The sequence below is a fragment of the Promicromonospora thailandica genome (assembly GCF_024171955.1).
Lineage (GTDB): Bacteria > Actinomycetota > Actinomycetes > Actinomycetales > Cellulomonadaceae > Promicromonospora > Promicromonospora thailandica.
The window spans coordinates 128,599-141,821 of sequence record NZ_JAMTCS010000001.1; the positions used below are offsets into that span (position 1 = coordinate 128,599).

Below are 13,223 nucleotides of genomic sequence, written 5' to 3' on the forward strand. Positions count from 1 at the left end.
GACTGGCCGGCTCAGCGTGACCACGTACGGCTGAGCGCCGCTCGATCCAGCCCTGCTGAACTATTCGGCTGACCCGAACTGAGCACGGCTGAGCGGTACGCCGTTCACCCGACGCGGCACCCGCTCCGCGACGAAGTTTCTCTCCGGGCCTGGTTTCTCTCCGGACCTGGTTTCTCTCCGATCCTGGTTTCTCTCCGGGCCCGCTGCCGCGAGCGCGGCGGGCGCAGCTCGCGCGGTGAGCGAGACACCGGGCGATGCGCCGACCGCGGGATGAGGGGAGCGTCCCGGCGCGTTCCCCCGGCATGGACTTCAACCAGCAGATCATCGACACGTTCCGCGCCAACGGCGGCGTCGTCGACAACCCCGTTCAGTTCGGCAAGGGCCTCGTGCTCGTGCACGTACCCAAGAAGGACGGCTCCGTCCGCGTCGCACCCCTCGCGGGGCTCTCGGACGACGGCGCCTGGCACGTCGTCGCCTCGGCCGGCGGCTCGCCGAAGAACCCCGCGTGGGTCTACAACCTGCGGCGCGCCGCGGACGCCGGCACCGCGATCGACGTCGAGGTGCCGGGCGAGCCGGTCCGCACCGTGCCGGCCGCGGTCGAAGAGGTGACCGGCGCCGAGCGCGACGCCCTCTGGGAGCGCTTCAAGCAGCGGTCCAGCGGCTTCGCCGCGTACGAGAGGACGGCGGAGGGCCGCGCCTTCCCGATCTTCCGGCTCGTGCCCACGGCGTGACGCTCACGCCCCGGCGTACTCCGGGGCCGCCGCGGCCTGCGGGCGCAACCAGCCGTGGGTCGCGGCGTGCCAGCCGAGCTGGACGCGGGTCTCGACGTCCGCGAGGTCCATCAGCGCCCGTACGCGGCGCTGCACCGTCCGCAGCGACGTGCCGAGCTGCTTGGCCACGGCCTGGTCCGTGAGGCCGGAGAGCATCAGCCCGAGGATGCGCGCGTCGTCGTCGTCCACGTGGTCCGCGACCTCGCCCGCCAGGCCGGACGCCCCGAGCAGCAGCGGGCTCGCCTGTTCCCACACGATCTCGAACAGCGCCATCAGTGCGTCCAGCAGCGTGCTCTCGCGCACCAGCAGGGCGCCCACGACGTCGCCCGACGACGTGAGCGGCAGCAGCGCGAGCTCCCGGTCCACGACGATGAGCTTGAGCGGCACGCGGGCGGCGAACCGCACCTCCTCGCCCGCGTCCGTGGCCTCCACCGTCTCCTCTACGGTCACGTCCTGGCTCTCGAGCATGCCGCGCTCGACGACGACGCGGTACTGCACCCCGCGGGCCACCGCCTGGTCCTCGGCGGAGTTCTCCTGGCTCGACGTGACGATCACGGGCGGCCGCACGAACGCGTCGACCGACTCCCGCGCCCCGAGCTGGAGCTGCTCGAACCGGTGCCGCACGGCGTCGTCGCCGCGCACCACGTCGATCACGTCCGTCGGCCCCCGGCCGGCCGCCGCCACACGGTAGATCTCCTCGAGCCGGTTCAGCTCGACCTCGGCGTTGCGCACCTCGTCCTGCCGCCGCGCGAGGAGCGCACCGAGCGCGATGGCCGGCGGCGCGGCGGAGAACCGGCGCTCGTCCCCCGTGATCCGGGCGACCAGCCCGTGGTTCTCCAGTCGCCGCAGCAGGCGGTGCGCCTCGCCGAGCGACGTCCCGTAGGGGCTGAGCGCCGCCGCCAGGTCGGCGACCGTGGCCGAGGGCATGGCGACGAGCTCGCTGTACGCGATGGTCTCGTCAGGGGTCAGTCCGAGCACGTCGCCGAGCATGGCACTCCTCCGTCACGTCGATGGCCGCCCTACTCTGGCGGAGTCACGCCATGCCGTAAAGCCGCCACGACCCGGATCTTGTGACGTGTCGCGCCCGCTGGTTGTGTCCACCCCCATGAGACCCAGACTCCGGCGGACCGCGCCGGCCCTCACGAAGGCCGCCGCGACGTTCGCGGCGGCCGCGCTGGTCGCCACGATGGCCACCACCGCGCACGCCACCCCCGAGCCCTCGACCGGCACGCCCGCCGACGCCGCCGGGCCGGGCTCCGGCGACGCCGTGACCGCCCCGGACACCGTCGCCCTGGCGGACGGCAGCACCACGGTCACCCTGGTGACGGGCGACGTCGTCGACGTCACGACCACCGACGACGGCGCGCTGACCCTCGGCCGGCGTCGAGCCCGCCGGCGACGGCGCCGTCCGCACCCAGCAGGTGGGCGACCACGTCTACGTGCTGCCCGACGCCGCGCTGCCCTACCTGGCCGCGGGCACCCTCGACCGCCGCCTGTTCGACGTCACCGCGCTCCTGGAGCTCGGGTACGACGACGAGACCCGGACCGCGACCCCCCTCATCGTGGAGCACACGGGCGCCCGCACCCGGGCGGCGCTGCCCGGGACGACCCGCACGCTCGACCTGCCGAGCATCGACGCCGCCGCCCTGTCCGCCGACAAGGACGCGACGCAGCGGCTCTGGGCGACCGTGACGGGCACCGCTGCCTCGTCCGGCGCCGCGAGCGCCCGCACGGCCCGGACGGGTGCGTTCCACGGCGGCGTGGAGAAGATCTGGCTCGACGGCAAGGCCGAGGCGACGCTGGACCGCAGCACCGCGCAGGTCGGGGCGCCCGAGGCGTGGGCCGCCGGGTTCGACGGGACGGGCGCGACGGTCGCCGTGCTCGACACGGGCATCGACGCCACGCACCCGGACGTGACGGACCAGATCGCGGGGTCGACGTCGTTCGTGCCGGGCCAGGAGGTCACGACCGACGTGCAGGGGCACGGCACGCACGTGGCCTCCACGGTGCTCGGCACGGGCGCCGCGAGCGACGGCCTGTACCGGGGTGTGGCGCCCGGCGCCGACCTGCTGGTGGGCAAGGTGCTGGACGACGACGGTTACGGCCTGGAGTCCTGGATCATCGCCGGTATGGAGTGGGGCGCCGCGAACGCGGACATCGTCTCCATGAGCCTGGGCGACTCCAGCCTCAACGACGGCACCGACCCGATGGCGCAGGCACTGAACGTGCTGAGCGAGGAGACGGGGGCGCTGTTCGTGGTCGCGGCGGGCAACAGCTACACCGAGGGTTCGCTCGGCAGCCCCGGTACGGCGGACGCGGCCCTCACGGTGGGCGCGGTGGACGACGACGACGTGCGCGCCGACTTCTCGAGCTACGGCCCGCGCGTGGGTGACCACGCGATCAAGCCCGACCTCACGGCGCCGGGCGTGGGCATCGTCGCGGCGCGCTCGCAGCAGTCGGGCGGTGCGGGGTCGTACGTGTCGATGAACGGCACGTCGATGGCCACGCCGCACGTCGCGGGTGCGGCGGCGATCGTCAAGGGGGCGCACCCGGAGCTCACGGGGGCGCAGCTCAAGGCAGCGCTGGTCTCCTCGGCCGCGGACATCGACGCCCCGGCGTACGAGGTGGGCACGGGGCGCCTCGACGTGCCGGCGGCCCTCGACGGCGTGGACGGTTCGGGCGACGGGTTCCTCGGCTTCTACGGCTGGCCGCACGACGGCGACGAGCCCGCCACGGGCACCGTCACCTACACCAACTCGACCGACGCCGACGTGAGGCTCGCGCTGAGCACGGACGTCGTCGGCCCGGACGGGGAGGCGAGCGACCTGGTGTCGCTGTCCGCCTCCGAGGTGGTCGTGCCGGCGGGCGGCAGCGCCGACGTCACGTTCTCCGCCGACGCCGACGACGCCGCGCCGGCCGGGAAGTACAGCGGCGCCGTCGTCGCGACGGACGCCTCGGGCGACGTCGTGGTGCGCACCGCGACCGCCCTGGTCAAGGAGGAGGAGCGGTACGGCCTGGACATCACGGCGCTCGACCGGTCGGGCAGGCCCGCGTCCGGGTACGTCGACTTCTACCGGTACGGCGACCAGTTCGTGAGCACGCTGCCGATCGACCCGGCCACGGGCGAGGTGCCGACGCAGCGGCTGCGGCCCGGCGTCTACTCGGCCACGGCGTTCCTCGACGTCGCCGGGTCGAAGGGTCAGGGGTCGACCGGCGTCGCGCTGGTCGGCGACCCGCAGGTGGTCGTCTCCGACGCGGACCGGTCGCTCGTGCTGGACGCCCGCGAGGCCACCGAGCTGACGCTCGACACGCCCCGCGAGAGCGACGTCGCCTTCCGGCGGTTCCAGTTCTTCAACGACTCGGGCATCGGCGGGCAGTACGCGACGTTCGGCGCCACGTACACCGTGCCGGCCGACGTCGACTCGTTCTACGCCGCGCCGACCGGCGAGGTGGACAGCGCGGAGTTCGACTTCGCCGTGCGCTGGCGGGCCACCGAGCCCGCGCTCGACGTGCGGGCGTGGACCCCGGCGCCCGTCGCGTTCGACCCCGTCTACCAGACCTGGTCCATGCGCCTGGACGGCCGGGTGTCGCTGCGCGGCGTCACGGCCGGGACGGGTACCCCTGCCGAGTACGCGGGCGTGCCGGCGAAGGGCCGCGCCGTGCTCGTGACCCGCGACGACGCGGTGTCGGCCGCGGAACGTGAGGCGGCGGCCGCCGCGGCAGGGGCCGCACTGCTCGTGGTCGTCAACGACCGGCCGGGCCCCCTGGTCGAGCGCGTCACGCAGGAGGACCTGCCCGTCGTCTCGGTGTCGCAGGCCCAGGGCGTGCGGCTGCTCGCGGCGGCGGGGAAGGGACGACTCACACTCACGGGCAGCGCGGTGGAGTTCCCGTCGTACCTGTACGACGTGTCCCGGAGCTGGCCCGGCGAGATCCCCGCGACGCTGGGTCTGGCCCCGACGAAGCGCCAGCTCGCCACGGTGCACAGCCGGTACACCGACACCGAGGGCCGGCTCGCGCTCGACGACCGGGCCGACTGCCGCGACTACCAGTGGCCGCCGTGCCTGAGCGTGCTCGCCGAGCAGCCCACGGGTACGGAGCGCACGGACTACGTCTCCACGTACGACGGCGTCACCTGGTACGAGAACGTGGACCACGAGAGCGGGTGGGGTCAGCGCGGTGTGCGCCAGGCGTACGAGCCGCGCGGCACCACGGTGCGTGACTGGTTCGCTCCCGTCACGGCGCCCCGCACGGGCGACGGCTACTGGGGCCCGTGGCACGAGGGCGACTGGTTCGCGGTCAACGTGGCACCGTCCGGCGGCCAGGACGGCCTGACCGGCGGCTTCCCGTGGGGCGAGACCCCGGTGACCTCGCGCCTGTACCAGGGCGACACCCTGGTGGACGAGGGCATCGGCCAGGCGGTCCAGACCGACGTGCCGGCGGCCGAGGGTCCGCAGACCTACCGGTTCGAGATCGACACCGACGCCGCCGACGACACCCACCGGTACTCGACCCGCACCCGCACGTCGTGGACCTTCGTTGCCGACCAGGCCGACGCCGACGTCCCGGGCGAGACCGGCACCCCGCTGCCGCTGGTCCAGCTCGACTACGACGTCGACACGGCGCTGGACGGCACGGTCCGCGCGGGCGCCGTCGTCCCGTTCGCGGTGGAGCCGTACACGGTGCCGAACGCGCCGCGCGCGGGCGACGTGACGGCCGCGACGCTCGAGGTGAGCTACGACGGCGGCGCCATCTGGACGACCGTGCGGCTCCGCGAGGACGACGGCCGCTGGGAGGCGCGCCTGCGCATCCCGTCGCGCGGCGCCGACCTGGTGTCGCTGCGCGCGACGGCGCAGGACGACGCGGGCAACTCGGTGACCCAGGAGGTCACGTCGGCGTTCGGGATCGCCGGCCGCCGGTAGGTCTCTCGCTACCCGCGGCGGGCACACGAAGGTGCGCTTCTACCCAGTCATCGGGCCCAGGATCGCTGTGATTCTGGGCCTGATGACTGGGTAGAAGCGCACTTTCGCAGCGGGGGCAGCGTGGGCGGGGCGACGCCGCGTGTGGGGCCACCTTGCCGCAGAGACGTTGCGGAGAGTAGACAACGTCTACGCAGAGTGACCGACCTGCGCGAGCAACCCTCCCCGCCGGGCCAGCAGCCGCACCAGGCGGGGCCTACGGAGGAGGACGTCATCGCCGTACAGCGTGTTCTCGTGACCGGCGCGGCCGGCCGGATCGGGCGGGGTGTCCTGGACGTGCTCGCCCGCGAGTCGGTGGCCGCGACGGCCCTCGTCCTCGAGGATCCCGGCGACCTGGCCGCGGACCGGGTGGTCGTGGGCGACGCCGGGTCGCCCGAGGTAGCGGCACGCGCGGTGGAGGGTGCTGACGCCGTCGTCCACCTCGCCGCCATCCCGACGCCGATGGCCGACCCGCCCGAGGTCGTGTTCGGCACCAACACGATGGCCACGTTCGCGGTGCTCGACGCCGCGGGCCGGGCCGGCGTGCGCCGGGCCGTGATCGCGAGCAGCCAGGCCGCGTGGGGCACCGCCTTCGCTCAACGGGAGCTGCACCCCGTCTACCTGCCGGTCGACGTCGACACCCCCGACCAGGCCGCCGACCCGTACGCCCTGTCCAAGCGCACCGACGAGCTGACCGCCGACATGATGGCCCGGCGGCACGGCATGTCCGTGGTGGCGCTGCGCTACCCGTTCGTGGGCGGCATGGACGAGCGGCTGCGGGCACGCGCGGACGAGGTGGCGCGCGACCCGGGCCTCGGCGCGCGGAACCTGTGGGCCTACCTCGAGACCCGGGACGCCGCCGAGGCGGCCTGGCTCGCGCTCGCCCACCGGGCCGACGGCGCCCAGGTCGTCTACGTGGCCGCGCCCGACACGCTGGTGCCCATGCCGACCGCCGAGCTGCTGCGCCGGTACCACCCGGACGTGCCCCTGCGACGGCCGGTCGAGGGGTACGAGGTGCCGATCGACCTCGGCCCCGCCGAGCGGCTGCTGGGATTCCGCGCTCGTCACCTGGTGGTCGGCACGCCCTGACCGTCGGGTCGGACGCCGTTCACCGCGGGCGTGATCCGCCGTCCGACCGCGAAGGCCATGGCCGCGATGCCCGCACACCCGACCACGACGACGGCGATGAACGCGCCGGCGAGGCCGTGCTCCAGCAGGAAACCGGCGGCGACCGGCCCGACGATGGTGCCCGCCTGGAACGCCCCGGAGCCCAGCGCGTTGTATCGGCCGCGCAGGTGCGCGGGCGCCATGTCGTTGGTCAGGGCGGGCAGGGTCGACTGCATCAGCGTCTCCCCCACGCCGAACACGGCGTGGAAGGCCAGCACGATGACGACGGCGGTGGTGCCGCCCGGCACGATGCCGGTGACGCCGAGCAGGAGCCACGCGGTCGCCCAGACAGCAGCCATGACGGCAAGCACGCGGGTGCGGCGTCGTCCGCTCACGCGGTTCATGACCCAGAACTGCAGCGCCACGATGGCCACGGTGTTGACCACGAAGGCGAAGCCGATGGTGCGCGTGGACACCTCTGCGACCTGCCGCGCGAACGCCGGGAACCCGCCCTCCATCTGGCCGTACCCGACGAACGCGGCGAGCAGGCCGAGGCCCGCGAGCCACAGCACCTCGGGCCGACGCAGGATGCTGAGGTAGCCCTCGGCCGCGCCGGCGTCGTCCGGCCGCTCGGCCCGTCCGTGCAGGTGGCGCAGCGGCCCGAGCAGCACGGCGACCGGCGCGAGGAACGTCGCGGCGTTCACGAGGAACGCGGCGACGAACGTGCCGGGACGATCGACGTCGACGACCAGACCCCCGACGACACCACCCACACCGACACCCAGGTTGAGCAGTGCGAAGTTGACGCCGTAGTAGCGCTGGCGCAGGTCGCCGTCGACCACCGTGGCCACCAGCGCGTTGACGGACGGCCAGCCCACGCCGAGCTGCACCCCGAACAGGGCGAGCCCCACCGCCGCGACGACGGGCGTGGTGGCCAGCGCGAGCACGGAGTACCCGGCGACCGCGAACACGAGGCCGACGAGCATCACCCGGCGCGCGCCGTACCGGTCCACGAACGCACCGGCCGGGCCGGTGACCAGCAGGCCGACCACGGCGATCAGGCCCATGAGCGTGCCCGACAGGCCGAGCGAGAAACCCCGCACCTCGTGCAGGTAGATGATCGTGAAGGGGAGGGTCAGACCGCGGCCGAAGAACTGCACGACCACGGTCGAGAGGAGCCAGCGGCCGTCGGTCGGGAGGTCCGACCAGAAGGCCAGGGCGCCGGAGCGGGGGGAGGATGTCACACGTCGATCCTCACCCCTGGCCGGGCGGGGCGGCGAGCGGTTTTCGGACGGGGTGTGGGCCGGACGTGGTACGGGGCATGGGCCGCTACCGCAACCTTTGGCGCCCACGAACCGCTACATGACAGCAAGAGTGGGGCCTGACAACGCGAAGTTCGAGGTGATTCGGGCTTGCGAGCCAACGGACAGCGTCGCGGTGAGACGCGATCCCTCGATGCCTGTGCTCATGTGTGCTTCTTGACCGACCCCGATCGTAGATACACCCAGCCCTGGCCGTCCACCCTGACGCCCACGACGCGATCGTCGGTCCTGTCGCGCGCCAAGCGAATCCCTCCCACGACAGTTCCCTTCTTCAGGATGGCCGGCGAGTTACGGAACCTGATATCGCGCGTTATCACAACGGCGCCTCCATCAACCAAGGCATCACCGTGCGCGTCTGTCACTACGAACGGTTCCTCACCCTCATGGCCAGGAGCAGGCGCTGTCAGCGACCCTGCGCGGGACTGCAGGTTCTCACGAGCATCGGATTCCCGAACCAAATCCAACCGACGCCGATACTCGCCAGGCTCCAGAAATGGTTCTCCCGCCCTGCGGACGACACGGTTCGTACGCGGGTCTACCTGGCTCAGGTTCAGATGGTCACCCTTCTTGGTCGTATATCCCGCCCTCCTCTCTGCCGGATCGACACGGTAGGTGATGACAGCGCTACACAGTGCGCCAACACTACCGGCCACGCCGATGAGCACAATAACAGTCGTCAGGAAGGGCGATCCGAGGTACCCTGTGCCGCGCAATGCGAGACCAAGAACAAACAGCAAGATTAGCATAAAGAATACCGCGGCGGCCACAATCCCGCAGATCGACAAGGTCCGCACGGAAGGACCAGAGGCGCGTTTTATCTTTATCTGCGGATGCCATTCTCCTACCATCCCGGAAGCCCCACCTTCGAGTCCACCCAGTTCCCGAACTGCCCGTCCAGATGGAACAGGGAGGCCACTCCGGTCGAGAGTTCACGGGCAAACCTCACAGCCAGCCCTCCCATCCCCGAGCCTATAGATCAAACCTACCGTCCGTCCCACTGACGGTTCAGCTTCCTCCTCCTCTGCGGATTTGCATCCGCGCAGACGTTGCGTGCGATGGGTCGGAACATGGCTCATAGATGTCCCGACTCATTGCATGGGATTGGGCTGGCGATTCTTGGCCCCCGGAAGAAGTTTTTTGCGTTGGCGCCGAGTCCACCACAGGCGGGCCCGTCGAGAGTCTTGGTCGTGCTGCGACCTATGGCTAATGCGTCACACCCAGGGGCTGTTCACCAGAACCCTGACATCCTCGGGAAACGAAACATTCTCTCCCCTGGAAAGCTGGCGGCCCCATGCCATTATCTGGTCAAACCCTGGGTGTCCAGGCCTTCCCCCCACACCTCCACCGTCGGGCGTCCATATGCCGCGCCAGTTGGCACCAAGCATGAGGACCATCCCGTTGAGCGCTTCGACGATAGTCTCATCGAGACCCTTCACCAAGTTCGCCGAACCAAAATCACATGCATCGCACCCGCAGTCGGGCACGCGCTCTATTTCTATGTCGGGTTCTGCCACACTGACACAAACCATCGGGGAGTCCCCAGTCTCGGTTAGATCTCTCTCGAGAAGGAGCAGAGGCAGCGTGTCCGCTCTCCGAGAAGTCAAGCGCACCCCTCTGTCGAAATGCGAGCCGAGCAACTCAACTTCGAGAGGTTCTGCATCGATATCGGGTAGAGGCCCGAGCACGTGTACCCAAGCTCGCGCGCGGAGTAGCGTAATGAAGTACTTCTCCGGATTGGTCACCCGCGAGTATTCCTCGGCGGTCGCCTCTCGATCCTGATGGGGGTCCGGCCACGACGTCGAATTGGAGCGCGCATAGATCGCGTTCACACGGTCGGTCAGCGCCGAAGACTTCACCTGGTGATCATAGCGGGACGTTAGCCGGGTTTTTGTCGCTGCCAACATCAACGTGGGTCAGGAACTCGATCTGTGGTATTTAGCCGCGATTCTGCACCTGGCGGGTAGCCAGGGCCCCGTCAAAGTCAGGCCTGTAGAGCTTGACGGGGTGGGTCTCGTTCCTGGCCATCTGACGGTTGGCTTCGGCGATGTTGCCGAAGCCTGCTGCGTGGACCAGATAGTTCGCGAAGCTGCGCAGGGTGGCCCTGACCTGGGGAGCGTGGCGGTGCGGACCAGAGAGCGGTCCTCGTCGTAGGTCACGGCACGCACGTGGTGCAGTCGGTTCTCCCCGAACCATGTCTGGCTGTGGGACACCTCCGAGCACCCCACCGCCCGCTCGTCCGTGAGATGGCCGCGACCGGCGCCCCGATCAGGGTGCCGGTCGCGGTGGCGTACCGGGTCCTGGGCTAGCTGTACTGATTCAGGAGGTTGTTGACATAGCGATGGCCTCCGGGTCGAGTGGGAGCTGTCTAGCGGTTAACGGACGCGGTGGCGCCGGTCCCAGCGGGGCCTGGCCGCTGTCAGGAGGAGCTCTTGTACGCGTCGTAGAGCGCCAGGACCGCCTTCTTCTTGCTCGTGCTCTGCACGCTCCGCCGGGCTTCCGTGACCCGCACGAATCCCGGCTCCCACCGCAGACGCCGTGGAACCAGGATCTTGGGCCAGTTGAGGTAGATGATCGTGAAGTCCGCGGCCACCCCGAGAAGGAGCAGGAGCATGCCGCCGAGGGCGACAAACCATTCGAACGGGCCCGGCGGGTCGAAGGCGTCCGAGACGAAGACGGCCACCGCGGCGACGGCCATGCCCCACGCGGAGATGTTGGTCGCCAGCGGCCCCCGGAGGTGCCCTCGCACCTTGTCGGCATCCGCCGAGAACACCGACATCGCCGTGGTCATCCGTTCCACCGTGCGGGGATCGCCCCGCCAGTAGCCGACCACCATGACGAGGTGCACGGCCGCGGCCGACACCAGCGCCAGTGCCAGTACGCCCGTCAGAGCAGGAGACTCACTCAGCACCTCGTCCACCTCCCTGATGCTCGACCGGGATCCACCCGTCCGGGCCGACCCTGCGCGGACCGGCGGCGAGCTCCCTGGCCGCCACCACGACAAGACCCAGCGCCCCGAGGACCACGAAGCCCCGGCCCGGTGCTCGCCCGGATGACGCGGGTGCTCCGCGGGTCGACGAGCGGCACCCAGGTGGGTCCGTCGCCGGCAGCGGTGTACCCGTCGCGGATCTCCCGTGATCGTCCGGGAGACGGGACGCCGGGTCAATGCATCAAGCGGCGCCGCCGCGAAAGTTCACCCTCGACACCAACGGCACACGCGCCACCCGGGATCAGAGCTCACTTCGGCGTCGCGCAACTCGCAGCCCAGGATCGTCTCTCATGTGTGGAGACACGAGGAACCCGGGCTTGTTGAAGTACACGATGACTGCCCAGACGATCAGCAGGATCCCGTTGACCGGGATCGACAGCAGAACCAGCCGACCCATGACATCAGGAAGTGCTCCACCGGGGGTCCGTGAAGAAGGTCAGCGCGAATCCGTCGAGAACGGTGTTCGCCCCGATGACGCAGATCACCGGCAAAGCTCTGACATGCCCCCGGGAGAGTTCCAGGTCTCCGCGCCCGATGCCGTTCTTCATCCGGGACACAAGGACATCGGTCCACCGTTCGTCGATCCACGACCGGAGGGTCGCGTAGACGGCATAGATGATCGCCGTGCCGAAGACCGTGAGTGCCACGACGGCAAGCGGAGACCCTGCTTCGACGCCTTGATCGTGCCCGTAGCCGCCCGAGATCAGCAGGATGCTGCCCTGGATCGATATCTCGCTCGCCATCTCACCCATTCTCGACCACCCATCCGTTCGCCAGGTCGGTGGAGCTGTCGGGCACGTTGCTCGCCACGGCGGCCTTGGCTCACTCGTCGCGTGCGAAAAGGCTGCGGTCGCGCCGCATGTGCGGCGGGACGAGAAACTTCGGGCGTGCGAACAGGCCGACGATTCCAGCCAGGAGCATCGACAGCGCCACGCCCGCAAGACCGACTTCCAGCATCACCGACCCGTACTCCGGCCCCACGAGCCCTGACACCGCGCACATCAGAACGAACGCCATCATGACGAGCGTCGGGACAAAGGCTCGAACCCAGCCTCGCGCCACCCGTTCGTTCCCGAGGCTCAGCCGCATCCCCAGGATGGCCGCTGTCATCCGGTCCGCCACAGAGGCCCGTCGCCAGAGCGTGACCGCAGCCCAGACGTAGACCGGGAGCGTGACGCCGATGACGACGGCGAAGCCGGCGAACGCCGCAGTCCCTTCCATCTCTCCTCCGTACCGGCAGACATCGAGATCCACCCACGCCGCGTGTCCCGCGATCGTCCTGGATGTGATCGCGCAGGTCAACGCACCGGGAACACGCCCGAACGAACTTCACCCGTGCGCCAGGAGTCGTGGGCCGCGGCGACGACGGCGAGCCATGTGCCACCTCGTCCCACCCCGGCTGCCCCCCCACCGCTTCACTCGCGCGTCACCTCCTTGCGCGCACGCCGCGCCCGGAAGCGCACCACGAGCAGCCCGGGCACGTGGCGAACCTCGCGGGGCACCGCCAGGTTCGGCCGGCCGAGCTGCCGTGCGGTCACGGTCCAGACGGCAACAACGGCCAGCGCGTTGCGCCAGTGCGACCAGTCGTCGACCTGCATCCTCGAACCGAGAACTGCCATCGCGAGGAGCTGGACGGCCGTGGCCAGCGCGCCGAGCATCGCCGGGAGGACCGTCCGGACGTCGGCGGCAACGCGGTAGATGTCCTCCCCGCGCTCCGACCCGATCTGCTCGAGGTCGACGCGCAGCCCGCGGCGTCGCCGCTGCCGCATCTCACGCGGTACGGCCACGAGGATCCAGAGTAGGAACATCGCCGAAATGCCCATCGCCGCACGGAAGACGGGGCTGCTGACCAGCACGTCATAGGCCACGACGCACACCTTCCCGGGCCCGGTCGGCCCTTCGCACAAGCCGGAGAGCCGTGTGCTCCCGGTCCCTGGTCCCGTGATCGTCCTGGACGCGGAACTGCAGGTCAATGCATCAACCGGTGGCGTCGCGGCCCTCGCCCCCGGACGCCGACAGGTGCCGGCGCCGGCCACCTGGCGGAGTCGTACGTTGAGGCAAAGGCCCAGACCAGCCTCGTGCC

At 70.6% G+C, this 13,223-nt stretch carries 11 protein-coding genes; 3 read left to right on the forward strand and 8 right to left on the reverse strand.

Going from position 1 to position 13,223, the window contains the following annotated elements:
* Positions 1-302: 302 nt before the first annotated feature.
* Positions 303-731, forward strand: a complete 429-nt coding sequence (locus APR03_RS00635; protein WP_253831751.1) for a nitroreductase/quinone reductase family protein — start codon at positions 303-305, stop codon at positions 729-731.
* A 3-nt stretch (positions 732-734) separates the two neighbouring features.
* Here the strand turns inward: APR03_RS00635 and APR03_RS00640 are convergent, their stop codons facing one another.
* On the reverse strand, positions 735-1,760 hold the full coding sequence (locus tag APR03_RS00640; protein WP_253831753.1) for a helix-turn-helix domain-containing protein: 1,026 nt from the start codon (positions 1,758-1,760) through the stop codon (positions 735-737).
* A 431-nt stretch (positions 1,761-2,191) separates the two neighbouring features.
* Here APR03_RS00640 and APR03_RS00645 point away from each other — a divergent pair, with 431 nt between their 5' ends.
* Both APR03_RS00645 and APR03_RS00650 read left to right on the forward strand, forming a co-directional pair.
* Positions 2,192-5,689, forward strand: coding sequence for a S8 family serine peptidase (locus APR03_RS00645; protein ID WP_253831755.1), 3,498 nt, complete (start codon positions 2,192-2,194; stop codon positions 5,687-5,689).
* A 291-nt stretch (positions 5,690-5,980) separates the two neighbouring features.
* Positions 5,981-6,814, forward strand: coding sequence for an NAD-dependent epimerase/dehydratase family protein (locus APR03_RS00650; RefSeq protein WP_253831756.1), 834 nt, complete (start codon positions 5,981-5,983; stop codon positions 6,812-6,814).
* Here APR03_RS00650 and APR03_RS00655 read toward each other — a convergent pair.
* From APR03_RS00655 to APR03_RS00680, 7 genes are all read right to left on the reverse strand, one after another.
* A complete protein-coding gene (locus APR03_RS00655) occupies positions 6,790-8,076 on the reverse strand; it encodes an MFS transporter (RefSeq protein WP_253831758.1) in 1,287 nt (428 codons plus the stop codon). The genes APR03_RS00650 and APR03_RS00655 overlap by 25 nt on opposite strands.
* Positions 8,077-8,297: 221 nt before the next feature.
* A complete protein-coding gene (locus APR03_RS25405; RefSeq protein ID WP_372494718.1) occupies positions 8,298-9,002 on the reverse strand; it encodes a PhnA domain-containing protein in 705 nt (234 codons plus the stop codon).
* 363 nt (positions 9,003-9,365) lie between these two features.
* Positions 9,366-10,010: a DUF6226 family protein gene (locus APR03_RS00660; RefSeq protein ID WP_253831760.1), complete on the reverse strand. Its 645-nt coding sequence runs from the start codon at positions 10,008-10,010 to the stop codon at positions 9,366-9,368.
* Between the two features lie 560 nt (positions 10,011-10,570).
* Positions 10,571-11,062, reverse strand: a complete 492-nt coding sequence (locus APR03_RS00665; RefSeq protein WP_253831762.1) for a hypothetical protein — start codon at positions 11,060-11,062, stop codon at positions 10,571-10,573.
* A gap of 479 nt (positions 11,063-11,541) precedes the next feature.
* Entirely contained in the window at positions 11,542-11,883 is a 342-nt protein-coding gene (locus tag APR03_RS00670) for a hypothetical protein (protein ID WP_253831764.1), read from the reverse strand.
* A gap of 79 nt (positions 11,884-11,962) precedes the next feature.
* Complete coding sequence (locus APR03_RS00675) at positions 11,963-12,394, reverse strand: hypothetical protein (protein WP_253831766.1); 432 nt, start codon at positions 12,392-12,394, stop codon at positions 11,963-11,965.
* Between the two features lie 161 nt (positions 12,395-12,555).
* Positions 12,556-13,008 (reverse strand): hypothetical protein, encoded by a 453-nt coding sequence (locus APR03_RS00680; protein WP_253831768.1) that lies wholly within the window; start codon positions 13,006-13,008, stop codon positions 12,556-12,558.
* Between the last annotated feature and the right edge of the window lie 215 nt (positions 13,009-13,223).